Below are 25,506 nucleotides of genomic sequence, written 5' to 3'. Positions count from 1 at the left end.
CAGTCTGAAATAGTTTAATCACTTATAACTTGGGAGGATTTATCATGAACAATGCATCAAGCGCTTTAAAGGTGGCAGCAGGGATATTCTTGACGATCGCTCTGATCACAATTGTAGTTCTATTATTTATTTCGGCTCAGGAGGCAACCAAGACGGCCCAGAACAATTTTGCTGATATCCAGACCGAGTTGTCCCAGGCTGCATTTACAGTGTATGACGGAACAACGATCAGTGGATCACAGGTTACCAATGCGCTGCGTAAATATGCGGACAAGGATCAGTTCGGTATTCAAGTTATTACAGGTAAAAATAAAGCGGGTCAATGGTACGGCAATCAATTGAATATTTCACAGGATCTCAATAATGCGGACTACGGCTCGGTTATTGCACCTGACGATAAAGTGGGGATTATTAACCAGACCATGAGTGAAAAAGATAATCAATATGTCAATCCAAGTGGTAAATTCAAAGCCATTATCGTAAAAGACCGTTCCAACGTGGTAAGAGGGCTGATCTTCCAGCAATCCTGACAGGAGTTGGTTTCACATGTCCCAGAATACCCAGCATCTTATGTTGTTTTGTACGGCGGTTGTCCTGTTTGTGACAGCCTGCCTGTACGGGCAACAGAATGTTAAGATTTTATCAGCGGCTTTGAACGAACGAGTACAGACAACAGCAGGTTTGGAAGGTCGACTGACAACAACACTGCATACCACTGATCCGGATCAGTATAGTGGTGCAGAAGTGTTGCATACCGTGAGGCAGATGACAGGTACAGGCATTCCTGTGGAGGTAGATGGGACTTCGTATGTGATCGATCCTCTTGTCAGCAAAACAGCAACAATTCCTGTCCAGCTCGATGCCACCTACAGCCCTGAGTTTATACGAAATGAAACTGGAGAACTGCTCAAGATTGTTTTTTGGAAGGAGGCCAGTGTGAATTGATTAATGCCGCATCCAAGCTATTCGCCGTATTGCTCGCAGTCCTTCTGCTCTATGTGTATCCAACTGCTGAAACAGCGGATCGGCAGGATGATATAGCACGTATGACGGCGGTTCAGAATGTAACACGTTTTGTCGATGCTGTTCGAACAAAAGGGTATATTTCACCTCGAATGTTGGCTGAGTTTGAGGAGCAACTGGCTCAGACGGGCAATGTGTATGAGGTGTCGATGGAACATTTACATAAGAAATATGTACCTCACTATACAGACCCGATGGACAATAACAGTTTTACCGGAACTTACGAGGTTGTACAGGATGGATATTATTCAGCTCAGATTCGAGATAGGCTATTCCCATCCTCAGGTGTGATACCAGCTGATGATCCTGGCCGAAGATATACGTTGACGACAGGGGATTTTTTCACCGTGACGCTCCAAAATACAAATCGTACACCTTCAATGCTCATTCGTGAATGGTTGAGTGGTACAACACAGGCTTCAGCGGTATTTGTCACATACGGAGGTATGGTCCTTAATGAAGATTACTGAGCTATCCATTGTATTCGTACTGATCTTCTTCCCGCTCTTCTGGATCATCTCACTCCATACGCAAGATGCCGAGGAGGCTCAATATCTTGGCCAACGATACAGATCTGCACTTCAAACCGCAGTCATGGATGCAGGTGCAGTCATGCATCAGAATGAGAAACAAAATGATGAAGCAGGTTATGATTCAACCAAGTTTGTTAAAGCGGACAAGGAGCTTGCTTTGTTGACATTTACGCAGACGCTGGCTTTGAATATGGGGATTCAGGATGATCCTGCAGCTATTCGAAACATGTTTAATTACATTCCTGCCGTAGTTATTATGGATTACGACGGCTTTTATATGTTGTCCACAGAAACAGAGTTGACAGGTAACCGTGAAGATTCTTTCCGGCAAGTGTGGAGCCCCAAGAAACCTTATACATACTCAGATTCAAATGGCAGCAGTATTAACTTTACACTGGACGACTACGTATATGCCTATGACGCAAATGCAGGGAAATGGGTTGAGGGGTTTCAAAAAGAACTCGCTGCTAGCACTCAAATTCCTTTACTTCAGGATGCCGATGTATTTGAGCAAGTTAGACGAAGCCGAATTGTAAGCACTGTGCAGGATGATCTGGCTGATGTGATTAACCGTCATAATGAGTTTGCCAGAAAGAACGGTATTTCCTATACGTTTACGATGCCCCTGATTGCGCAGGAAGATTGGTACAACTCCATTAACGATACAGGGATTATGGCCTTTATCCAGGGTATAGGTGTGGGTGATCAGAAGATCAACAATTATGCGATTGGTGGAGGCAGACTAGTGAAGAAAACGGCCATTGTAGGTGGGATAGATCCTTTAACGGGTATCAAGTACTACTATCCCTCCACATGTGGTAATGCTTACCGTGCCGAAGAGGTGTTCACAGACGCAAGACAAGCAGCTGCACAAGGTTATTTCGAATATAACTGCTCTAATCGGTAGCGTAGCCTGAATGACAAAATCATGGAAGAGGTTCCTGTTATGTTTACATTACTTTCAGAAAAGACGGGACCTGTGCTAGAATAGGGTTTCGGAACAATAACAAAAGTAATGTTAATAGATAGGAGCAACCTCATCTTATGAGTTTATTGTCAGTAGAGAACGTGAGTCACAATTTTGGAGATCGCACGTTATTTAAAAATGTATCGTTTCGCTTACTTGCAGGAGAGCGCGTAGGACTAGTGGGTGCCAATGGTGTAGGTAAATCCACACTAATGAACATCCTTACCGGTAAATTGCTTAAAGACAGTGGAAAAGTCGAATGGACACCTAAGGTCCGTTATGGATATCTGGATCAGCACACGAAGCTTACGCCAGGCAAAACCATTCGTGACGTGCTTAAGGATGCATTCCTTCCGTTGCTTGAATTGGAAAAAGAAATGATGAATATTACGGACCAGATGGCAGACGCAGATCCAGATAAGCTGGAGCAGTTACTGGAAGAGATGGGTGATATTCAGGAACAACTGGAGCAGGGCGATTTTTATCTGATTGACGTAAAAGTTGAAGAGATGGCCAATGGTCTTGGTTTGTCTGCAATTGGTCTTGATCGAGATGTCGCAGCTCTAAGTGGTGGACAACGTACGAAGGTGCTTCTTGCCAAGCTTCTGCTCGAGAAACCTACAGCTCTATTGCTGGATGAGCCGACCAACTATTTGGACGTAGAGCACATTGAATGGTTGTCGCGTTACCTGAAGGACTACCCTCATGCGTTTCTTCTAATCTCTCATGATACGGAATTCATGAATGAAGTCGTAAATGTCATTTATCATTTGGAATTTGCTAAATTAACTCGATATGCAGCGAACTATAACAAGTTCCTGGAGATGGCGGATATGAATAAAGCCCAGCATATTGATGCGTACGAGAAGCAGCAAGAGTACATCAAGAAGCAGGAAGATTTCATTCAGCGTAATAAGGCACGTGCTTCAACTTCAGGTCGAGCGAAGAGCCGGGAGAAGCAGCTGGACAGGATTGAACGTATTGATCGTCCAGATGAGGCGGCCAAACCAACGTTCAAATTCAAGGATGCCCGCGCGAGCAGTAAAACGGTCTTTGAGGGTATTGATTTTGAAATTGGATATACGTATCCTTTACTGCCTAAGATGACAATGACGATTGAACGCGGTGAGAAAATTGCCATCGTAGGTTGTAATGGTGTGGGTAAATCGACACTGCTGAAAACCATCTTGGGAAAAATATCTCCACTCAGTGGAAAGACTTTCTTGGGAGATTATCTCGAAACGGCCTATTTTGAGCAGGAAGTTCGTGCTGGGAATATCACGCCGATTGAGGATGTCTGGAATGAGTTTTCACATTTGACTCAAAATGAAGTCCGGGGTCATCTCGCTCGCTGTGGGTTGAAAAATGAGCACATTACTCGTCCGCTTAACATGCTGAGTGGTGGAGAACAAGCCAAGGTCCGTTTATGCAAGCTCTTGATGCGTGAGAGCAACTGGATTCTATTCGATGAGCCGACGAACCATCTGGATGTCACAGCTAAAGCTGAGTTACAGCGTGCCTTGCAAGAGTTCAAGGGAACGGTGTTGCTGGTATCTCATGAACCTGATTTCTACGAGGGTTGGGTCACGAAAACATGGAATGTTGAAGAATGGTCTGAGAAAAACTAGACAATTCAAGCAACGTTTAACAGAAATGAACGGTGACAAAAAAATCCGTCTATGGTAATATAGGCTACAACTTCATATGAACACTAGGGGGGCCGCACGATGCGGCTGAGATGGAAGAATGCGATTCCGGACCCTTTGCACCTGATCTGGATCATACCAGCGTAGGGAAGTGGCGAGCGCGTTTTTCAGTGAATGACGTTAGCAAACGGCAATTCGAAGGATTTCAACCGTCTGCTTAACGAATTGAAACATGCAGTTGCGTGTATAACGTTATGGCTATAAGGTCTATAACTGTATCGCACGAAATGAACTGTATGCATCAGTCAGTCATCTGGTCCAATAATTAATACGCAGCCACTCCCCTACGGGAGTGGCTTTTTTGTGTTTTCATAGCATTCACGCATGGAAGGAGATGAACAGTATGGTAATTTCTCATGAACATGTTCAAGAATCATTTGAATTGCATGTTGTATCTACGGGTGCAGGGGATCAAGCATCTTTTGTAAAAGCTGCAAAGGACGTTTGGCCATGGGTAGACTATATTCACATACGAGAGAAACAACTCACATGGCAAGAAAAGGTCGGTTGGGCTGAAATTCTGTGTGGTGCTGGGGTTCCGTCTTGCCGCATTGTTATCAATGGATCAGAGCTGTCCCCACAAAATGAAATTTATGGTGGTGTGCACTGGGGGCAAGAGGCTATACGTAACTACAACAATGATGGCATAAGCAATGTGCAGCGAGTTCGTCTGGGTGTATCTGTTCATTCAATCGATGAGGCAAAAAACGCTGAAGAACGGGGAGCCAATTACCTTTTCTTCGGGCATGTCTACGCAACTAACAGTAAGCCGGATCTTGAACCAAGAGGGTTATCTGCTCTTGCTGAGGTGTGCAGGGGAGTCTCCATTCCTGTCATTGCGATTGGGGGCGTTGAACCGGGAAACATTCACGCGATTCGCTCCGCAGGGGCACAGGGAGTCGCCGTGATCTCGAATGTGTGGGCGAGCGATTCACCGGATCGGGCCGCTGCATCATTAAGGCAGGCTATCGTGGATACAAAAAGTCTGATCCGCTGAATCAAGGAGATGAGATGGTGAAAGAGATCATTACTGATAGACCGAATAAGATTCATGCCGAAACGATTGTTGTAGGCGGAGGCGTTGTTGGATGTGCCATTGCATATGAGCTTGCTTCCCGTGGACAGGATGTATTGTTGGTAGAGCGTTCAGCAATCGCGGGAGGAACTTCGTGCGCAGCAGCTGGAATGCTGGCGGCAGACAGTGAGGATTTTGCCCATCCTTTGATGGCTAAGCTTGCCAGGCAGAGCAGGCAGTTACTTCATGAGCAACAGGTGCTAATGACTACCCTCAGCGAGGTAGAGACTGGTCTGCAACGCCATGGATTCCTAACCCCTTTTCGTTCATACAGTGAATTAAGCAGTTATAAGGACAATCGGAGGTCTGCGTTGTCTGCTGATGAGGTGTGGTGGGATCGTTACGCTGTGCAGCAGGAGGCATCATGGCTTAACAGAGATACGTATGGAGCCTACTATAGGCCTTACGAGAGTGAGGTTCTTCCGGTCCATCTAACAAAGGCTTACGCTGAATCCGCTCAAGCAATGGGAGCGCGGGTTATGGAGGGCATAAAGGATATACGTGTGCAAGCAAACGAATACGGTGTGCAGGGAATTACCACATCGACCGGTGAGATGACATGCAAACATGTCGTTATAGCGGCTGGATTACAGAGTGAAGATTTGATGAGACATATGAATCTAAGCTTGCCTGTGTGGTCGGTAAAAGGAGAAATAGCCGCCGTGCAGTTCTCAGCTGAACATGCAGGGTACAGACCTGACAGAACGGTGTACGCAGAAGATATCTATATTGTTCCCAAAGCCAATGGAGAGGTTTGGCTCGGGGCAACCAGTCTGTCAGGCAGAACGGATCTGAATGTTTCTGTACAGGGTGTTCAGAAGCTGTTAACAGCGGCTACCCACTGGGTACCTGGGATGAAAGAAGCACAATTTTTGCGAGCATGGGCAGGCGTAAGGCCGGCAACTCCGGATGGGCTGCCTTATATAGGTGCTTGCGAAAGTGTTCCCGGGCTGTTTGCCGCTTTTGGACATTACCGTAACGGTATTTTGCTCAGTGCGATAACTGGCAGATTAATCGCTGAATTGCTCGTGGGCAAAAGCTCAGAAGAACTCGGAATTGAGGCGCTGAGCCCTGAGCGATTAAACAGAAAGGGAGTGGTGCATTGAATATCATCGTTAATGGTCAACGGATGGAGATAGAGGACAGATTGAATCGTGTGGATAAACTGCTCCAATCTTTTGACCTACAAGTCAAGACTGTAGTTGTTGAGCTGAACAGGCATATTTTAACGCGTGAGTATCATGAGACGACGGCATTAAGAGAAGGCGATCGAATCGAGATTGTACATTTTGTAGGAGGCGGTTGATGATGTTGAACATTGGGAAATATACGTTTGAGTCCAGATTGTTGCTCGGAACAGGCAAGTTTTCGGATCTGGAAGTGCAAAGTCAGGCTGTGGAAGCTTCTAAAACGGAAGTTTTAACCTTTGCTGTTCGTCGTCTGAATCTGGAGGAGCGTAACCAGAAGCATTTCCTGGATACGTTGGATCTGGACCAATACACGCTTCTTCCGAATACAGCTGGGGCTTCCACTGCGGAAGAGGCGGTGCGAATTGCCGAGCTTGCGCGGGCTTCGGGACTTTGTGATATGATAAAAGTCGAAGTCATTGGAGATGGAATTACATTGCTCCCAGATCCGATTGAAACGTACAAGGCTTGCGAAATTTTGCTTGAAAAGGGCTTCACTGTATTGCCTTATATTTCGGATGATGTCATTCTGGCCAAAAGGCTGCAACTGCTTGGCGTACATGCTGTAATGCCAGGCGCTTCTCCCATCGGAGCTGGCAGAGGCATCATCAATCCCTATAACCTTGAGATCATCATTGAGCAGGCCGTTGTACCTGTAATTGTGGATGCAGGGTTACGCTCCCCCAAAGATGCTGCTTATGCGATGGAACTTGGTGCAGATGGCGTATTGTTGAACACAGCCGTATCTGGATCAAGAGATCCGGTGAGCATGGCTCAAGCGATGCGAATGGGGGTAGAGGCAGGTAGACTGGCATATGAGGCAGGCATGATTCCTGTGAAGCGTTATGCAGCAGCCAGCAGTCCGGTGGAAGGAATGGTTCATACATGATAGATCAACAATCAACATCTTCCGAGCAGGCCGATCGGTATTCCAGACAGGAACGCTACGCGCCGCTGGGCAAGGAAGGTCAGGCCAGATTGAGCGACAGCAGAGTTTTAATCGTTGGTGCTGGTGCACTGGGAACAGGAATTGCAGAAACGTTAGTTCGTTCAGGAATCGGGCACATAACGATCGTGGATCGTGATTATGTCGAGTGGAGTAATCTGCAGCGACAGCAATTATATGTAGAACAGGACGCAATTGAACGGATGCCGAAGGCGATGGCGGCGGAAAAACGTTTATCTGCCATTAATTCCACGGTTCATGTGCAAGGGAAAGTGTTGGATGTCAGAGTGGATGAATTGGAAGAACTCATTCAGCATGCAGACTTGATCATGGATGCAACGGATAACTTTGATACCCGACTACTCATTAATGATATGGCACAGAAGTACCGTATTCCCTGGATTTATGGTGGATGCGTGGGCAGTTACGGCATTACCTATACGTTTATGCCTGGAGATACGCCCTGTTTAAATTGTTTGCTGGGTGAAGTCCCTCTGGGAGGAGATACTTGTGATACGTCTGGTATCATACCTCAAGCGGTACAGATGGTAACGGCGAATCAGACCGCAGAGGCGATGAAGTTGCTTAGCGGCAATGCGAATGCTTTGAGACGCAAGTTGTTGTCATTTGACGTGTGGAGGAACGAATACATATCCATCAATGTGGATGGTGCGAAAAAGCAAGACTGTCCTTCCTGCGGAGATTCGGCAACGTATCCATATCTTTCTGCGTCCAATCTGGAGAAAACCGATGTGCTATGTGGCAGGGATACGGTTCAGATCCGACCTGCTCGACGCATGAATCTGGATCTTCAACATACGGCGGATCGCCTGGATAGACTTCAGGAAGGTAAAGTGGAGTCCAATCCTTTTCTGGTTTCTTTTACAACAGGAGTCCACAGAATGGTCATTTTCCAGGATGGACGTGTACTCGTACACGGAACCAAAGATACAGCTGAAGCACGTACGCTTGTTCACCGCTACTTTGGTTAAAGCAAGAAAGAAGCAAAGTCTGTTCCCTAGAGGGAATGGACTTTTTCATTTTACGGCATGCTAACTGTACCAACCATTGCTGCGAGCAGCGGGACAGAGACAGGCCGGGTGAAAAACAGTGAAAACAGCCATTTTGCTGATTGGAGCAGGAGAACAGGTCAGCCTTATTCAAGACATATTATGTGCCGAAGGGTATGAGGTGCAACGAAAGAAAGGGTCTGAACTAAACCAATCCGTCGAGGATTCGTTATCAAAATTTAACCTGATCATCTTGCTAGACTTGGATGAGGGGGAGGTATATCGGCAACAAGATCAGAAGGCAGAGTTGAAACAATGGATAGGTAAAGGTCAGGTTGTACCTCTACTGGTTATCACGTCAAATGCATCTCCTCAATTCATCGTGGAATGGCTGGATTATGGAGCTAATGATGTAATGGAGGAACCTGTTCACTTGAATGTTATGCTGGCTAGAATACGAAATTTATTGCGTGTTTTCGCAAATGCAACACCAGAGGGGGAAGAAGTTATTGTAGTCCATGATCTTAAAGTGAATTTGCGTTCAAGGCGGGTAAATCGTGGGGGTGAATACCTGACATTAACGCCAAAAGAGTACGAATTGCTAGAATTCTTGGCCCTGCATGTGAATGAAGCATGTACACGGAGTGATATTTTGCGGGAAGTATGGGGGTATGAGTATGCCATGGATACCAACGTAGTGGACGTGTATATCAAACATCTGAGGGTTAAGGTGGACAAGGGAAGAAGTGTGAAACTGATTCATACCGTGCGTGGGATCGGTTACATGCTTCATGATAAAAATTAGATTTATCATCGAATTCCATGAAACTCCAGTTTAGAGTGTGGCGAAAAAAGGGTAATTAAAAAGACCGGAACAGTTCGTCCGGTCTTTACTTCTTAGCAATATATAATTCTAAAGTACACGACGAGCTTTAATATACGTTCTTTCCCAAGTACCGGAATTCAGATCCGAAAGGGTTACGCCTGGAGATCCATACGTATGCAGAATCTTTCCGTTCCCTGCGTACACGCCTACATGAGTGATGTTGGAGCCAGTAGAACGGCTACCGCTGGAGAAGAATACCAGATCGCCTACACGCAGATTAGCTTTGGACACAGCTGTGCCTTCTTTAGATTGTTTCACGGAAGTGCGCGGCAAGTCTACACCATACTTTTTGAAAATATATTTCATAAAAGAAGAGCAGTCAAAAACTTTGGTTGTTGTTGTTGAAGCACCAAATTTATATGGAGTTCCAGTAAATTGTTTACCATAGTTAACAATCTGTTGACCTGTGGATACAGATGCAGTTGCGGCCTGTGCAACAGGTGCGTTAGTCATTAGTACAGCTCCAAAACCTAGTGTAGCGCACAACCCGACGGTTACGGCCTTTTGGACAAAGATGTTTGTTTTCATATTAGTTAGTACCTCCAAAATTCGTTTTCGTTAAGTTGCTAGAGCGAGTATAACAGCTTTGTAACAGCCTAGAAATTGGATAGGGACGTGTGATCCCTTGCGCCACAGTGGTTTGGGTATGTTTATTAAAATACAATTAAAAATGTCAAAAAATTAATCATTGACGAATGGTAAACAAAGATGAAATAGAAAAGACCCTTGGTTATCAAGGGTCTTTGTTGTGTAGGAACCTATTTTCTTCACGAAATCACTGGTTACAAAAACGTAATAAATAACGACAAAGCACACAAATAGATTCAATCTTTGCTCTGAATAATCAGTAGTAAGCCACTATCGATGGTGACTGTACCGGAAGTGCCTAAGAGTTGGTTGCTTACACCCAAGGATTGTCCCATGCGAATGGTGGCTTGATCCAGTGGATACATAAAACCATCCAGAGTTATTCCTGTAACCTCATGAGTGAGGGGGAGTAGAGAAACATATTTATAGTCCCGGTGTTCTACCACAGCTTTGGATGTTGTCAGTGTCATGTAGTTGTGCTTGTCCTGAATGACACAGGAAATATGATGCTGCATCGCGCGAACCATAATATGTACATTAGCGAGTGTGTGATCCATTCGAGTACCTGTAGCACCCAACATCAGAATGTGAGAAGGTTCGTGATCCAGCGCTGTCTCAAAAGCCATTTCCGTATCGGTAAGATCCTTATGAACAGGGTCGCATGAAATAAACTGAATGCTATTGTTGCTAACAATCGTAAGTTCCTCTTCAGTAATAGAATCAAAATCTCCAACTGCAATATGAGGCCGAATGCCATGTTCGATCAAAAATAATGCACCGCGATCAGCTGCGATGATCATGTCATCATCTCGTATTTCCTGAAGTAACTCCGCAGATAGATTTCCGCCTGTAAAAATAACAATCCGTTTCACCGTCATTTTATTTCATCCTTCCTAATTCTTTCACCAAACCAGTATAATCCACAAAATGTGGTTGCACAATTTCAGTGCTCGCGGATACAATGGGTAGAGCGACACGGAGATGACTTGAAAAGTGAGGTTTGAACAGGTTGGACTTACACATTTTTGAAGTATTCAGCATTATAGGTACCATCGCATTTGCAATGTCCGGTGCCTTCGTAGCAATGGAAGAGGAATATGACATTTTGGGCGTACTGGTACTTGGACTTGTGACTGCATTCGGAGGCGGGATTATCCGGAATGTACTTATAGGTATACCTGTAACGACACTATGGAGTCAGGGATCACTTATTATGTTGGCCTTGGTATCTGTCGCGATTGCGTTTGTGCTGCCACTCAAGTGGATTGGTCACTGGAAGCGAACAGAGGCGTTGTTCGATGCAATCGGACTCGCAGCATTTGCAATTCAAGGCGCATTATACGCGGCAAATATGGGACATCCCATTAGTGCAGTTATCGTTGCAGCAGTAATGACCGGTATTGGTGGAGGCGTTATTCGTGATGTGCTCGCTGGACGTAAACCGCTTGTATTGCGTGATGAAATTTATGCTGTATGGGCAATGACAGCCGGTTTTGTCATAGGTATGGGTTGGTTAACAACGAATGTGGGGCTATTACTTTGTTTTGCGGCCGTTGTGTTCTTCCGGATGTGTTCTGTACATTATAAATGGAAGCTGCCACGTCGTTCGCTCGTGCCATCGGGGACGGGGAACGTCAATCCTCAGCCGGAGAGCATCGTAACACAGCCAGCATCGTCGGTACTTCAAGGTACGCTAAGTAAGGGGGATTAATATGATTCACGTTTTGTTTGTATGTCTGGGCAATATATGTAGATCACCAATGGCTGAAGCAGTCCTGCGTCACAAAGTTCTGGAGAAGGGGCTTGAACATCAGATTCGTGTGGACTCAGCGGGTACAGGGGACTGGCACGTAGGTAAACCTCCGCATGAAGGGACTCGGAACTTGCTGGATTCATACCAGATTTCTTATGCCAACATGGCAGCGAGACAATTCGCCAGCGAAGACTTTACTCAGTTTGATTACATTGTGTGTATGGATAATTCTAATGCAGATAATGTGCGCAACGTTCCAGGCGGAGCTGAGGCGGACATCATCAAGTTCATGGACATGCTTCCGGATGAGAAGCTTAGAGAAGTACCAGACCCGTATCACACAGGCAATTTTGAAGAGGTGTACGAGTTGGTTAATGCAGGTTGCGATGTTTTGTTGAGAAAGATTGAAGCTGAACATTCATTAGCCTAGTTAATAACACGAACTCATACTTAACTTGTAGCCGGACAAAGAAGCAGGAGTGAGTACTCAAGCAAGCAGGACATCCTGCTTCTTTTTCAATTTACATATGTAAGCGGTATCATTTAGTTAGGAAACAAAAGCGGCATTTCAGCCGCCTGTTGATGTGGTCCATTTATCCTTCTTGGAGAAAATAAAGCAATGCTTCTGGCAATTCATTTTGCCAAAAACCCCATTGGTGGTTCCCGTCTTTCTCCTGGTAGGAGACGAGAGCACCTCGTTTTTCCAGCAAATCACGGGTATCCCGGTTCAATTGTACAAAATCATACGTACCGGTGTCTGCTTGGAAGGCAGTCTCCTGCAAACCAACGATCATCCAGATCGAGAGCCAGGACAGATCTTCGCCTGCGGCATAGATTTCCTGAGAAGCGGAGTAGAAGGCACCAGACATGCTAATGACACGTGTGAACAGATCAGGATATAACAGAGCAAGATGAAGCGAAACACTGCCACCGAGCGAGTCTCCGGCAAGAACACGTTCCTGCGGAGAACGACGCACAGGATATTTCTCTTCTATATAGGGAATAATCTCTTCAGCGAAGCAAGCGGTATATGCCTTGAACCGATCTCCAAATGGAGCATATTCCTGCGTTCTCACAGACACATCTACCTGAACCCCTACAATAATGAAAGGTTCGGCTCCTTCGTCCAAAATAATTCGGTTAGCTGTTGTAGCAATTCGCCCGAAATTGAAAAATTCTTCGCCATCCTGACAATAAACGACAGGGTAGCTGAGTAATTCGTTATAGCCCGGAGGAAGGTAAATACGGAGCGTTCGTTTCTCTCCGAGATAGCGACTTTCAATCTCTTCCTTCACAATCGTACGTTTCAAATAGCGGGAATCCGTCATAAAACGTCACCTTTCTCGGTTAATTTTTTGCATTCGACCGCGCAATACGGTAAGATTACCCTTGTGCGGGGTTAGGTCAAACACGCAATCATGTATTATGCTGTTATACCAATATTAAACCCCTGTTATACATACAATCCGGCAGGAAACATAAAAAAATTACGGATTTCTTTGACGTATGGAGTGAAACAGGTGTATAATAATATTATAACAGCGGAACTTGATATTCAAATTTTTTGTTGAGGTGAAGAAAAAAATGAGCAAGGTTCCTTATGAAGTGTATACAGAGGATGTAGAAGCTCTGTCCGTGCTGTCTCCTGACGGCGAAATTGTTAACAAAGACATGATGCCTACACTTTCCGATGATCAATTAAAAGAAATTATGTACCGCATGGTATTTACCCGTACTTGGGATGACCGTGCAGTAAACCTGGGCCGTCAAGGTCGTCTTGGTTTCTATGCTCCAGTATCTGGTCAAGAAGCTACAATGGTTGGTAGTGAATTTGCAATTGAAAAAGAAGACTTTGTATGTCCTGGCTATCGTGACATTCCGCAACTCGTATGGCATGGACTTCCTCTTTATCAAGCATTCTTGTACTCCCGTGGACACCAACATGGTGGACAAATTCCAGATGGCGTTAATGTATTGATGCCACAAATCATCATTGGTGCACAAATCCTGCACGCAATGGGTATCGCAATGGGTTACAAATTGAAGAAACAAAAACAAGTTGTTATCACATACACAGGTGATGGCGGTTCTTCTGAAGGTGACTTCTATGAAGGTCTGAACTATGCTGGTGTATACAAATTGCCTGTTATCTTCTTCGTACAAAACAATGGTTATGCCATCACAACTCCTTTTGCTAAACAAACAGCAGCTCTGTCCATCGCTCACAAAGCGGTAGCAGCAGGCATCAAAGGTGTTAAAGTTGACGGTATGGACATCTTCGCTGTTATCAAAGCTGTTCAGGAAGCTGCTGAGCGTGGACGTAACGGAGAAGGCGCAACATTGATCGAAGCAGTAACATACCGTTTCCGTCCTCACTCCCTTTCGGATGATGCTTCCAAGTATCGTACAAAAGAAGAAGAGGCAGAATGGTCTGCTAAAGATCCTATCGCACGTTTCGCTAAATATCTGGAGAAAAAAGGTCTGTGGACTGAAGAAGATACAGCACGTGTGAAAGAAGAAGCAAAAGCTAAAGTAAATGAAGAGATCAAAAAAGCGGAAAAAACCGAGAAAATGACGATTTCAGGCTTGATCGACAGCATGTTCGAACAAACGCCTAAGCACTTGGAAGAGCAAAAAGCTGATTTCCAATAAGTTTTTTCCGATAAAGCATAAACATCCGCGACTTTAATGTCCCGGTATACATGTACGAATTCAAATGTGAACTGTCAATGTTTAAGGAGGAAATGAAGCAAATGGCACAAATGAACATGAAAGAAGCAATCCGTGATGCGCTTCGCGTGGAGTTGAAACGTGATCCTAACGTTCTGCTTTTCGGTGAAGACGTAGGTAATGTAGGCGGCGTTTTCCGTGTAACGGAAGGTCTGCAAAAAGAGTTTGGCGAAGAGCGTGTATTTGATACACCATTGGCTGAGTCCGCTATTGGTGGTCTGGCTGTAGGTTTGGGTGTACAAGGCTTCCGTCCGGTTGCTGAGATCCAATTCGTTGGTTTTATCTTCGAAGCCCTTGACCAAATGGTAGTACAAGCTGCTCGTATGCGTTTCCGCTCCGGTGGAAAATACAATTCTCCAATCGTATTCCGTACACCATTCGGTGGCGGTGTAAAAGCGGCAGAATTGCATACAGATTCCCTGGAAGGTCTGCTTACGCAAACACCAGGTATCAAAGTAGTTGTTCCTTCTAACCCTTACGATGCAAAAGGTCTGATGATCGCTTCTATTCGCGATAACGATCCTGTATTCTTCATGGAGCACTTGAACTTGTACCATGCTTTCCGTGCAGAAGTGCCTGAAGAAGATTACGTTGTTGAGTTGGGCAAAGCGAACGTTGTTCGTGAAGGTTCTGATGTAACGATCATTACTTACGGTATGATGGTTCACACTTCTGTGAAAGCAGCAGATGAACTCGAAAAACAAGGAATCAAAGTTGAAGTTATCGACCTTCGTACGGTTAGCCCGATCGACATCGATACCATCGTTGCTTCTATTAAGAAAACAAACCGTGCAATTGTTGTACAGGAAGCTCAAAAGAGCGCAGGTGTTGCAGCTGAAGTCATTGCCCAAATCAATGAAAAAGCAATCCTGCACTTGGAAGCACCGGTTCTGCGTGTAGCTGGTCCGGATACTGTATATCCTTTTGCACAAATCGAAGATTCTTGGCTGCCTAACCCAGCGCGTATCGTTGCTGCGGTTAACAAAGTCGTAAATTTCTAATTTAATCATCTGACATGCCGCAAGGCGCAGTATGGTGATTCACACCGCGGCGCAAGCTGCACTGTAAACAGCCATTAGCCCCTTGAGTAACAGTTATTTGCATTAGCAGTAACAGTTGTTTCTTGGAGTTAAGGGTTGTTTTCAGGATTGAGCACATAATCAAGGAGGTTTTTCAGTTGGCTAAATTTGAATATAAATTCCCTGAATTGGGCGAAGGCCTACACGAAGGCGAAATCATCAAGATGCATATCAAAGTCGGTGACAAAGTAACTGACGACGATATCATCATGGAAGTACAGAACGACAAAGCGGTTGTTGAAGTACCTTGTCCGGTTAACGGAACAGTTACAGAAGTATTCGCTAAAGACGGTCAAATCTGCCACGTTGGTGAAGTTGTAGCTATCATCGATGCAGAAGGCGAACTTCCTGAGCAAGACGACGCTCCTGCTGGCGATCAAGGCGAGCAAGAGAAAGATGCAGCTCAAGGCGGAGCTGACACAAGCGGTTCTTCTGCAGCAGCTTCCAGCTCGGATGCAGCTAAAGAAGGCGGAAACAACAGCGTTCCGGCAGTACCTGCCAGAGACGTTCTGGCAACACCAAGCGTGCGCAAGTTTGCTCGCGAACAAGGTGTAGACATCGCTCAGGTTAACGGCACTGGCAACAACGGTAAAGTGACCAAAGAAGATGTTGAATCCTTCAAAAACGGTGGCGGTTCTTCCGCAGCAGCATCTTCCGAAGCTCCGGCTCAAGAAGAGAAAAAATCTGCAGCACCAACAGCTGTTGCAGCTGATCAACACGTTGAAGAAGAGCGCGTACCATTCAAAGGTATCCGTAAAGCGATCTCTAATGCAATGGTTAAATCGGCGTACACAGCACCTCACGTTACAATCATGGACGAGGTTGACGTAACGGAGTTGGTTGCTTTCCGTACTCGTATGAAACCAATCGCAGAGAAAAAAGGAACAAAAGTTACTTATCTGCCATTCATCGTTAAAGCACTGGTTGCGGCTTCCCGCCAATTCCCGGCTCTGAACGCTATGATTGATGAAGAAGCTAACGAAATTGTTTACAAAAAATACTACAACATCGGTATCGCTACAGATACAGACAACGGCTTGATCGTTCCTGTTATCAAAGATGCTGATCGTAAATCCATCTGGATGATCGCTGATTCTATCCGTGATCTGGCAGCTCGTGGCCGCGACGGCAAATTGAGTGCGAACGAAATGAGAGGAAGCACAATCTCCATCAGTAACATCGGTTCTGCTGGCGGTATGTTCTTCACTCCAATCATCAACTTCCCTGAAGTTGCTATTCTCGGAACAGGACGCATCAGCGAAAAAGCTGTGATCAAAAACGGCGAAGTAGTTGCAGCACCTGTAATGGCTCTTTCCCTGAGCTTTGACCACCGTATTATCGATGGCGCAACAGCACAAAACTTTATGAATTACATTAAACAGCTGCTCGCTAATCCTGAGCTGCTTGTTATGGAGGTGTAAGATATGGTAGTAGGCGACGCTTCTCTCGATATCGACACATTAGTAATTGGTGCAGGACCTGGTGGCTATGTGGCTGCCATCCGTGCTGCTCAATTGGGCCAAAGCGTATTGATCGTAGATAAATCCGAACTGGGCGGCGTTTGTTTGAACCGCGGATGTATCCCATCCAAAGCCCTGATCTCGGCTGCACACCAATATGAGTCTGCACTTCACGGTGAAGCTTTTGGTATCTCTGCTGAGAACGTAAAAGTGGACTTCAGCAAAACTCAAGAATTCAAAAACGGCGTTGTTAAGAAAATGACTGGCGGCGTAGCTGGTTTGCTCAAAGGCAACAAAGTAGAAGTTTTCAACGGTGAGTGCATGTTCATCAACGAAAACGAAGCGCGTGTATTCAACGATCACGAATCTCCGCGTTACCGTTTCAAAAATGCAATCATTGCAACAGGTTCCCGTCCAATCGAACTGAAACCTTTCCCGTTTGGCGGACGCATTCTGTCTTCAACAGAAGCTTTGAACTTGCCTGAAGTACCAAAAAGCATGATCGTTATCGGTGGCGGATATATTGGTGCTGAGCTTGGCCAAATGTACTCCAAATTCGGTGCAAAAGTAACAATCATCGAAGGTTTGGATACAGTACTGCCAGGTTTCGATAAAGACATGACTAGCCTCGTGGCTAAAAACATGAAGAAAACAGGCATCGAAATCGTAACGGGTGCAAAAGCTGAAAGTGCTGAGCAAACGGATAAAGATGTAACTGTTAAATACTCTGTAAATGGTGAATCCAAAGAAGTAACTGCAGATTATCTGCTCGTTACTGTTGGACGTCGTCCAAATACAGATGGTGAGCTTGGTCTGGACCTGATTGGCGTAGACGTTGACGAGCGTGGTTTCGTTAAAGTTGACCACCAAGGCCGTACTAGCATCCCGCAAATCTTCGCAATTGGTGATATCGTATCTGGTTTGGCTCTGGCACACAAAGCTTCTTATGAAGGTAAAGTGGCTGCTGAAGCAATCGCAGGACAACCATCTGTAGTTGACTACAAATGTATGCCAGCTGTTGTGTTCACAGATCCAGAGTGTTCCAGCGTAGGTTACACTGAAAAAGAAGCTAAAGAAAAAGGTCACAAAGTAAAAGCAGGCAAATTCCCTTACGCGGGTAACGGCCGTGCTGTATCTTTGAACCACGCTGAAGGCTTCGTGAAAATCGTAGCTGACGAAGAAAGCGGCCTCGTATTGGGTTGCCAAATCGTAGGTCTGGAAGCTTCCAACCTGATTGCAGAGCTTGGTTTGGCAATCGAGATGGGCGCTACTTTGGAAGATCTGGCTCTTACAATTCACGCTCACCCAACATTGGGCGAAATCGTGATGGAAGCTGCGGAATTGGTAATGGGTCACCCGATCCACATCATCTCCCGTTAAGATCATCTAAGCTTCGGATCCGTCCGGCATTATACGTATATCAGAAGAGACGAATGACGCTAACGCGTTGTTCGTCTTTTTTTCTGAGCAAAAGCCGAGAAATAAAGATACTATTGTGTATGATATGAAGAAAAGTTACATGCTTAAAAGTTTCATTGAATTGATTTTATCCAACAACTCAATTGTGGTACACTGTTGTAATGATCAGTCATGATGTGGCTCCAAGCTAATCATGGTCTATGCAATTAGTATTGAAGTTAAACTAATCTTTTACATGAGAACGTAGAGGACAGAAAGAACCTGAAGAAGCGGAGCTAAAAGCTTTCTGAAGGAAAGCTGCATCGGAAGCATACGCTTCGCCTTTATCCCCGGATTTTACCTTTGGAAAAGGAAATCAAAAAAATCTGGGGATAACAGCGATCGGAAGGTTGTTCTGTCATCGGAGTGGTAAGTGTAAATAATCTTTAGTTTAGTACGAATAAAAGTGCGAGGAGATAACAACATGAAAAACTATCTTGATTTATTACAGGATATTCTGAACAACGGCGTGCATAAAGGAGACCGTACCGGAACAGGAACACAATCTGTATTCGGCAGACAGCTCCGTTATGATCTCTCCGAAGGATTTCCGCTGGTAACAACCAAACGAATTCATCTCAAATCGGTTATTCATGAACTGTTATGGTTTTTGAGTGGCGATACCAATATATCTTATTTGAAAGAAAACGGTGTGAAGATCTGGGACGACTGGGCGGATGAAAATGGGGATCTCGGTCCGGTATACGGCTCGCAGTGGCGTACATGGGAAGCACCGAACGGAGAAAAAATTGATCAGATCGCTGCGGTCATTGATTCGATCAAAAACAATCCGGATTCACGTCGTCATCTTGTTAGCGCATGGAATGTGGCGGAGATTAATCATATGAAGCTTCCGCCTTGTCATTTCGCGTTTCAGTTTTACGTTGCAGAGGGTAAGTTATCATGTATGCTAACGATGCGTTCCGTGGATACGTTCCTCGGCTTGCCGTTTAACATCGCGAGTTATGCGCTCTTGACGCATATGATTGCGCAGCAATGTGATCTTGAAGTGGGTGATTTCATCTGGTCTGGAGGGGATGTTCACATCTACTCTAACCATGTGGACCAGGTTAAAACACAGCTGGAGCGTGAACCCTATGCTTTACCTAAGCTGGTAATCAAGCGTAAACCAGATTCTATTTTCGATTATAAGTTTGAAGACTTCGAATTTGAGAACTATCAGCATCATGCAGGCATTAAAGCTCCAATTGCAGTCTAATTACGTGTTCAATCTCGATAAGAGACTTGGATTGAAGGAGTGTATTACCCTTGAGTATTGAACTTGTATGGGCAATGGGGGAGAACGGTGTGATTGGATTGAATAATTCGATTCCATGGCGTTTACCCAAAGATATGGCCTTTTTTAAACAACGTACGCTGAACAAAACGATTATCATGGGACGTAACACATGGGAATCTTTTGGTGGTAAGCCGCTTCCTCAGCGCCGTAATATTGTAGTGACGAGAGATCTGAACTACAAAGTGCAACAAGCTGAGATTGTGCATACGATTGAAGAGGGACTGAGTGTAACCAAAGGTGAGGAACTGTGCGTAATTGGGGGTTCCCAAGTGTATCGTGAGTTCTTGCCACTTGCAGATCGTCTTGTGGTGACCAAAATTCATGAGAATTTTGAGGGAGATACCTTTTTCCCTGAAGTGGACTGGTCGGAATGGGAACTGATTGAACAGATTGAAGGCGAGCAGGATGAAAAAAATGTTCACGCGTATACATTCGAATTTTATGAACGTAAACGGTAAATGTTGCATAAGAGAATCCTGACTTCGTCCGTGTTTGTATGATGAGAGGCGCTGATTGCGAATTATTCGTGAACAGCGTCTTTTCTTTAAAAAAAAAATGAGTCACTCGTTTAGAGCGGAAGACATATTACATTAATATAACATGAATAAATGATGCGTATGTATATTATACATACGACCTAGCATATAAGAGTAAAAAAGTGTAAAAGTTTTGAGGTTTTAACGTTGTGAAGCCCTAAAATAGAGCTAATATTCGGAAATGAGAACTATTTATAGCAAAATATGTTGAATTTGATGACAAATTATCTGACATTTACATAACGTTTCGACCTTTTGTCTCTCTATCAAACACCAAATTTCGCAGTTCAAAATCGTATTTAACACCAAAATAAGGGTATTGACCATAGGTAGACTTGAAAGATATGATGTATAAAATACAAATAATTATGCGGATAATCCATTTAATATTCAGTACAGGAAATGCTACTATAATTGAAATATCTTCGAGAAGATTTTGTGATACAATAGACAAAAACTCAAGTAATGAGTAATCCATTTCATATAGAACCATGCACATGAAGGGATTAAGACAAGAACGGATGGGGGAAAACGTAAGATGTCTACACCTACTGGATTTATGGAATACAAACGTCAACTGCCAGCGGATCGAGAGCCAGCGGAACGGATTAAAGATTGGGAAGAGTTTCATAAACATATGGCAGAAGAAGAGCTCAGAACACAAGGTGCACGATGCATGGATTGTGGTACCCCGTATTGCCATACAGGTATAGATATGATTGGCGGCACGTCAGGTTGCCCCGTGCATAACCTGATTCCAGAATGGAATAATCTTGTATATCGCGGACTGTGGAGAGAAGCACTTGAGCGCCTCCACAAAACGAATAATTTCCCGGAATTTACAGGTCGCGTCTGTCCTGCTCCTTGTGAAGGATCTTGTACAGTTGGCTTAATCGGTCAGCCTGTAACCATCAAAACCATTGAAGAAGCTATTATTGAAAAAGGTTTCGAAGAAGGATGGGTGGTTCCCCAACCTCCTGAAAAACGTACGGGTAAACGTGTAGCTGTCGTAGGCTCAGGTCCAGCGGGATTGGCTACTGCGGCTCAGTTGAATAAAGCAGGACACTCGGTAACCGTGTATGAGCGTTCGGACCGTGTCGGTGGATTGCTGATGTATGGTATCCCGACGATGAAATTGGATAAAAATGTAGTTCAACGTCGTGTTGATCTGCTTGAAGCAGAAGGTGTCCAATTCATCACGAACACCGAGATCGGTAAAGATATTGCAGCACAACAACTGGTAGATGATTATGACGCTGTTGTATTGTGCGGTGGTGCAACCAAACCACGTGAATTCAACATTGAAGGTAGCGACTTGAAAGGCGTTCATTACGCCATGGATTTCCTGAACGGCAGCATTAAGAGCTATCTGGACTCCAATCTGGAAGACGGCCAATATCTGTCCGCTAAGGAAAAAGACATTATCGTCATTGGTGGCGGTGATACAGGATCTGACTGTGTAGCTACATCGCTGCGTCATGGTTGTCGTACTGTTACACAATTCGGTACGCATACACAAGCTCCGATGGAGCGTGATCGCATTAACAACCCTTGGCCGCAATTCCCGAATGTGTATACACTTGATTATGCACAAGAGGAAGCCAAAGCGTTGTTTGGTCAAGATCCGCGTGAATTCTCAATCATGACAACCAAATTTGTCGGAGACGATGAGGGTAACCTCAAAGAATTGCATACGGTGCAGATTGAGCGTATTGTGGATGAGACAGGTCGCAAGATTTATCAGCCGATTCCAGGTACGGAGCGTGTATTCCCGGCTCAAATGGCCATGATTGCGATTGGTTTTGATGGACCGGAACAAACGTTGGTAGAGCAACTGGGACTTGCAACAGATCGTCGCACGAACGTTAAGGCACGTTATGGCAAATACAATACTAATGTGGATAAAGTATTTGCAGCAGGTGACATGCGTCGTGGCCAAAGCTTGGTTGTATGGGCGATTAATGAAGGCCGTGAGGCTGCTCGTGAAGTGGACAAATACTTGATGGGTGCTACGGTTCTGGTGTAACGTTCTACAACAAGAACGGATTTACATGAATACTAAACAAGTAAAAGTATAGATTAGATATAAGTGACAACCCTCGCGTTCAGCGGGGGTTGTTTGTTGTCTTTGATTAGAAAAGACTACATCTTTCACGCAAGTGTGAGCAATAGCATTGCTTTTTGAGTGATAAAGATTTATTATTATATTATAATGATTATAAATAAGGATTCACTGAAACCAACAATCAGTACGATAAAAGTAAAATCTAATGAATATAAACCGGAGGTGCGACCTGCTATGGCAAGTAACCGGGACAAGTCCATTTCAGAACAGATATTTCACATTAAAAATCAATTGGTTGAAAAAGGATATAAGTTAACTCAACAACGAGAAGTTACTGTACGTGTATTGCTTGAACATGAGAAGGATCATTTTAGCGCAGAGGAAGTGTTTCTTCTGGTTAAGGAGCAGTTCCCTGAGATTGGATTGGCTACCGTATACCGAACTCTTGAATTGCTGAGTGACCTTCAGGTCGTTGAAAAGATTAACTTTGGCGACGGTGCTGCGCGCTTCGATCTGCGAAGTACGGATGGCTCCCATCATCACCATCACTTGATCTGTACAGAATGTGGCAAAGTAGAAGAAATTATGGAAGATGGGCTGCTTCGTTTGGAACAACAAATTGAGCGTCAGTATGGCTTTGCAGTTACAGATCATCGTCTGGATTTCCAAGGTGTATGCAAAGAGTGCAGACAAAAGCATGTACTGAAAGAACAGGCAGCAGGATAATTCATTTCGGGAGGGTGCTCCCGAATTCAAAATCTGATATAATGAGTATTAGAAGCAAGGGGCTTCCGTCGACGGAAGGCCCCTTTTTGCCGTCATGCGGACGGTGAAGGAGGAGAGATGGACGGATGAAGACACTGGTTATAGCGGAAAAACCCGACATGGGTCGAACCATTGCCGCCGTCATAGAACCAAAGGCCAAGAACAATCGTACGTATCTGGAAGGTGAGCATTACATCATCACTTGGGCGATTGGGCATTTGCTTGGACTGGCTGAACCGGATGCCTATGATACGAAGTACAAGCGCTGGAACATAGCGGACCTGCCGATCATACCCGATCAGTTCAAGATTGTACCCAATCCGAGAACGAAAGATCAGCTCAAAATGATTAGAGAACTGGCAAAACGGGCTTCAGCGATCGTTAATGCTTGCGATGCAGGGAGAGAAGGACAGTACATCTTCGCCCTCATTCAACAGCAACTGAAGCTGCGTCAGCCTGTAAAGCGTCTATGGATATCGGATTTGACGGCAGAGAGCATTAGACGTGGTTTTGATGGTCTGAAGGATGCCTCTGAATTTGAAAATTTAACCCATGCAGCTCGCGCCAGAAGTGAAGCCGATTGGCTGATCGGTATGAATGCCTCACGGGCGTTTACAACCCGCCATAATGCATTGTTGTCTGTAGGCCGTGTGCAGACGCCAGTACTGGCGCTAATCTATGATCGGGAAATCGAGATTGAAGCATTCCAGTCGCAAACCTTTTATGAAGTGGCCGCCTGGTTTCGGCAGGAAGGTGTCGAGTATCGGGGGCTGCGTCAAGGCGACAAGCTGACCGATGCCGAGGCAGCGGAGGCCATTGCAGCCAGTGTGAAAGGCAAGACAGGACAGATCACTAAATACGAAGCAAAGCAGACGAAGGAGTATCCGTATCGTTTGTACGACCTGACCCTACTACAGCGTGAGGCCAATGCCAAGTTCGGATACGGTGCCAAAAAAACACTGGATATTGCGCAGGCCTTGTATGAAAGACACAAGGTAATTTCGTATCCGCGGACGAACTCCAACTATGTTACAGAACAGAATATCGAAGGTATGCACAAAACGCTGAACCTGCTCAAGAACGGTACCTATAGTGAGCTTGCGCAAGGGGCCAAGCCGGAGCTTGTTCATAAGAATAATAAAGGGGTATGTAATCCGAGCAGGGTTGAAGATCACCATGCGATCTTGCCTACATTGAAGCGACCGGGTACCTTATCCAAGGATGAACAGAACATTTATGACTTGATTGTAAGACGGTTCTTGTCCCACTTTTATTCTCCGGCGGAGTATAAACAGCATACGGTGCTCACCGAAGTGGAGAAACATCAGTTTAAGACATCTGTCAAAGAGCTGTTGTCCCTTGGATGGAAAGTGGTCCTCGGTTCTGGAGATCAGGAACAGGGCGGTGCAGGCAAGAAGAAGACCAAGAAAAACGGCAATGAGGATGAGGAAGCTGAAGAGTGGACGGACAAGGCTTTTGCTGTACAACCTGACTTGCCTGTTCAATGTACGAAGAGTGAGTTCAAGGAGAAGGCGACCCAGCCTCCCAAAAGTTATACCGAAGGAACATTGCTGAAAGCGATGGAAAGTGCAGGCAAGCAGATCGAGAATGAAGAGCTGCGAGATGCAATGAAAGATAGTGGTCTGGGTACTCCGGCTACACGTGCGGCTACGATTGAACGCCTCAAAAACGTAGGTTACATTACGCTGCTAGGGAAGAAAATGCAGTTAACGCTCAAAGGCAGAACCGCGATTGAATTGATTCGCCGCGCGGGCGTAGATCTGTTAACTTCACCTGAGATGACCGGACAATGGGAAAGAAGGTTATATCAGATTTCCAAAGGTGAGGCGGGTCAGGACAAGTTCATGGAGAACGTCAAGAAATTCACCTTGTCCATCATTGAGAAAGTGCGTGTACAAGCTCCGGCTCCAGCAGATGCTTTTGGAGAAGATTCGCGTGCAGGTAGGGGAAAAGGCAAGGGAGCCAGAACCCAGGCTGGCAATACGAGGACATCTGCCAAGACAGCTGGTAGCGGTTCAAGTGTAAAAACGTCCCGTCAGACTTCGGTATCTTCGTCCAGATCTGGCAGTGGGAAAAGCGCGATAACCAAGGCGCCATCCTCAACTGCGAGTCCATCCGGAGTGAGAGAGTTACTGGCACCTTGTCCTTCTCCCGGATGCACAGGCCAGATCATAGAGGGCAAGAAGGGCTATGGATGTTCTCGTTTCAAGGAAGGCTGCTCATTTGTGGTCTGGAAAGAGTATGCGGGCAAAAAAATTACCAGTACGATGTTAAAATCGCTGATTGAGAAGGGGAGTACGCAAGTGCTGTCTTTCAAACGAAAAGACGGAAGTACGGTGAAAGCTCGTATTATTTTGCAGGACGTAGTAACAGGCAAGTTATCTGGCGAGAAGCAGGATGCTTGATCTTAGTTAACAG

General features: G+C 45.2%; 25 protein-coding genes and 1 riboswitch. Of the genes, 22 read left to right on the top strand and 3 right to left on the bottom strand.

The window, feature by feature from the left end; all coding sequences use genetic code 11:
* Positions 1–44 precede the first annotated feature (44 nt).
* From HF638_RS15705 to HF638_RS28910, 11 genes are all read left to right on the top strand, one after another.
* Entirely contained in the window at positions 45–530 is a 486-nt protein-coding gene (locus tag HF638_RS15705; protein ID WP_062834890.1) for a hypothetical protein, read from the top strand.
* Between the two features lie 16 nt (positions 531–546).
* Positions 547–945 (top strand): hypothetical protein, encoded by a 399-nt coding sequence (locus HF638_RS15700; RefSeq protein ID WP_169481039.1) that lies wholly within the window; start codon positions 547–549, stop codon positions 943–945.
* The gene (locus HF638_RS15695; RefSeq protein ID WP_169481038.1) at positions 942–1,493 is read left to right on the top strand and encodes a hypothetical protein; all 552 of its coding nucleotides are present in this window, start codon (positions 942–944) and stop codon (positions 1,491–1,493) included. Before HF638_RS15700 ends, HF638_RS15695 begins: the two co-directional genes overlap by 4 nt.
* Positions 1,480–2,463: a hypothetical protein gene (locus HF638_RS15690; protein WP_169481037.1), complete on the top strand. Its 984-nt coding sequence runs from the start codon at positions 1,480–1,482 to the stop codon at positions 2,461–2,463. The genes HF638_RS15695 and HF638_RS15690 overlap by 14 nt, the downstream gene beginning before the upstream one ends.
* Positions 2,464–2,600: 137 nt before the next feature.
* Complete coding sequence (locus tag HF638_RS15685) at positions 2,601–4,151, top strand: ABC-F family ATP-binding cassette domain-containing protein (RefSeq protein WP_036613631.1); 1,551 nt, start codon at positions 2,601–2,603, stop codon at positions 4,149–4,151.
* A gap of 75 nt (positions 4,152–4,226) precedes the next feature.
* Positions 4,227–4,336, top strand: a riboswitch (TPP riboswitch).
* A gap of 236 nt (positions 4,337–4,572) precedes the next feature.
* Positions 4,573–5,226, top strand: coding sequence for a thiamine phosphate synthase (locus HF638_RS15680; RefSeq protein ID WP_169481036.1), 654 nt, complete (start codon positions 4,573–4,575; stop codon positions 5,224–5,226).
* Positions 5,148–6,410 carry a glycine oxidase ThiO gene (gene thiO, locus HF638_RS15675; protein WP_169481035.1) on the top strand — a complete coding sequence of 421 codons (1,263 nt, stop codon included), beginning with the start codon at positions 5,148–5,150 and terminating at the stop codon, positions 6,408–6,410. The genes HF638_RS15680 and thiO overlap by 79 nt, the downstream gene beginning before the upstream one ends.
* Positions 6,407–6,610, top strand: a complete 204-nt coding sequence (thiS, locus tag HF638_RS15670; RefSeq protein ID WP_062834883.1) for a sulfur carrier protein ThiS — start codon at positions 6,407–6,409, stop codon at positions 6,608–6,610. The genes thiO and thiS overlap by 4 nt, the downstream gene beginning before the upstream one ends.
* Positions 6,611–6,612: 2 nt before the next feature.
* Positions 6,613–7,380 carry a thiazole synthase gene (locus HF638_RS15665; RefSeq protein ID WP_169481160.1) on the top strand — a complete coding sequence of 256 codons (768 nt, stop codon included), beginning with the start codon at positions 6,613–6,615 and terminating at the stop codon, positions 7,378–7,380.
* Positions 7,377–8,429: a ThiF family adenylyltransferase gene (locus HF638_RS15660; protein ID WP_169481034.1), complete on the top strand. Its 1,053-nt coding sequence runs from the start codon at positions 7,377–7,379 to the stop codon at positions 8,427–8,429. The genes HF638_RS15665 and HF638_RS15660 overlap by 4 nt, the downstream gene beginning before the upstream one ends.
* Positions 8,430–8,547: 118 nt before the next feature.
* The gene (locus tag HF638_RS28910) at positions 8,548–9,252 is read left to right on the top strand and encodes a winged helix-turn-helix domain-containing protein (protein WP_169481033.1); all 705 of its coding nucleotides are present in this window, start codon (positions 8,548–8,550) and stop codon (positions 9,250–9,252) included.
* Positions 9,253–9,360: 108 nt separating this feature from the next.
* Here the strand turns inward: HF638_RS28910 and HF638_RS15650 are convergent, their stop codons facing one another.
* Together HF638_RS15650 and HF638_RS15645 are read right to left on the bottom strand one after the other, a co-directional pair.
* Positions 9,361–9,861, bottom strand: a complete 501-nt coding sequence (locus HF638_RS15650) for a C40 family peptidase (RefSeq protein WP_169481032.1) — start codon at positions 9,859–9,861, stop codon at positions 9,361–9,363.
* Between the two features lie 296 nt (positions 9,862–10,157).
* A complete protein-coding gene (locus tag HF638_RS15645) occupies positions 10,158–10,799 on the bottom strand; it encodes a thiamine diphosphokinase (RefSeq protein WP_169481031.1) in 642 nt (213 codons plus the stop codon).
* A gap of 131 nt (positions 10,800–10,930) precedes the next feature.
* Here HF638_RS15645 and HF638_RS15640 point away from each other — a divergent pair, with 131 nt between their 5' ends.
* Together HF638_RS15640 and HF638_RS15635 are read left to right on the top strand one after the other, a co-directional pair.
* Positions 10,931–11,632 carry a trimeric intracellular cation channel family protein gene (locus tag HF638_RS15640; RefSeq protein ID WP_169481030.1) on the top strand — a complete coding sequence of 234 codons (702 nt, stop codon included), beginning with the start codon at positions 10,931–10,933 and terminating at the stop codon, positions 11,630–11,632.
* A 1-nt stretch (position 11,633) separates the two neighbouring features.
* The gene (locus HF638_RS15635; protein ID WP_169481029.1) at positions 11,634–12,104 is read left to right on the top strand and encodes a low molecular weight protein-tyrosine-phosphatase; all 471 of its coding nucleotides are present in this window, start codon (positions 11,634–11,636) and stop codon (positions 12,102–12,104) included.
* 163 nt (positions 12,105–12,267) lie between these two features.
* Here HF638_RS15635 and HF638_RS15630 read toward each other — a convergent pair whose 3' ends face one another.
* Positions 12,268–13,002 carry an alpha/beta hydrolase gene (locus tag HF638_RS15630; protein ID WP_169481028.1) on the bottom strand — a complete coding sequence of 245 codons (735 nt, stop codon included), beginning with the start codon at positions 13,000–13,002 and terminating at the stop codon, positions 12,268–12,270.
* 256 nt (positions 13,003–13,258) lie between these two features.
* Here HF638_RS15630 and pdhA point away from each other — a divergent pair, with 256 nt between their 5' ends.
* The 9 genes from pdhA to HF638_RS15585 all read left to right on the top strand — a co-directional run bounded on the left by pdhA (position 13,259) and on the right by HF638_RS15585 (position 25,493).
* Positions 13,259–14,326 (top strand): pyruvate dehydrogenase (acetyl-transferring) E1 component subunit alpha, encoded by a 1,068-nt coding sequence (gene pdhA / locus HF638_RS15625; RefSeq protein ID WP_017688072.1) that lies wholly within the window; start codon positions 13,259–13,261, stop codon positions 14,324–14,326.
* A gap of 101 nt (positions 14,327–14,427) precedes the next feature.
* A complete protein-coding gene (locus HF638_RS15620; RefSeq protein WP_017688073.1) occupies positions 14,428–15,405 on the top strand; it encodes an alpha-ketoacid dehydrogenase subunit beta in 978 nt (325 codons plus the stop codon).
* A 176-nt stretch (positions 15,406–15,581) separates the two neighbouring features.
* Positions 15,582–16,904 carry a dihydrolipoamide acetyltransferase family protein gene (locus tag HF638_RS15615; protein ID WP_169481027.1) on the top strand — a complete coding sequence of 441 codons (1,323 nt, stop codon included), beginning with the start codon at positions 15,582–15,584 and terminating at the stop codon, positions 16,902–16,904.
* Positions 16,905–16,907: 3 nt separating this feature from the next.
* Complete coding sequence (gene lpdA, locus HF638_RS15610; RefSeq protein ID WP_169481026.1) at positions 16,908–18,323, top strand: dihydrolipoyl dehydrogenase; 1,416 nt, start codon at positions 16,908–16,910, stop codon at positions 18,321–18,323.
* 502 nt (positions 18,324–18,825) lie between these two features.
* The gene (gene thyA / locus HF638_RS15605; RefSeq protein WP_169481025.1) at positions 18,826–19,620 is read left to right on the top strand and encodes a thymidylate synthase; all 795 of its coding nucleotides are present in this window, start codon (positions 18,826–18,828) and stop codon (positions 19,618–19,620) included.
* A gap of 50 nt (positions 19,621–19,670) precedes the next feature.
* Positions 19,671–20,159 carry a dihydrofolate reductase gene (locus HF638_RS15600; protein ID WP_062834874.1) on the top strand — a complete coding sequence of 163 codons (489 nt, stop codon included), beginning with the start codon at positions 19,671–19,673 and terminating at the stop codon, positions 20,157–20,159.
* Between the two features lie 616 nt (positions 20,160–20,775).
* Positions 20,776–22,263 (top strand): glutamate synthase subunit beta, encoded by a 1,488-nt coding sequence (locus HF638_RS15595; protein ID WP_169481024.1) that lies wholly within the window; start codon positions 20,776–20,778, stop codon positions 22,261–22,263.
* A gap of 273 nt (positions 22,264–22,536) precedes the next feature.
* On the top strand, positions 22,537–23,028 hold the full coding sequence (gene fur, locus HF638_RS15590) for a ferric iron uptake transcriptional regulator (RefSeq protein WP_036613667.1): 492 nt from the start codon (positions 22,537–22,539) through the stop codon (positions 23,026–23,028).
* Positions 23,029–23,153: 125 nt separating this feature from the next.
* Positions 23,154–25,493: a type IA DNA topoisomerase gene (locus tag HF638_RS15585; RefSeq protein WP_169481023.1), complete on the top strand. Its 2,340-nt coding sequence runs from the start codon at positions 23,154–23,156 to the stop codon at positions 25,491–25,493.
* Positions 25,494–25,506 lie beyond the last annotated feature (13 nt).

The organism is Paenibacillus sp. SZ31 (assembly GCF_012912005.1).
GTDB lineage: Bacteria > Bacillota > Bacilli > Paenibacillales > Paenibacillaceae > Paenibacillus.
This window is presented reverse-complemented; position numbering and strand designations above follow the sequence as displayed.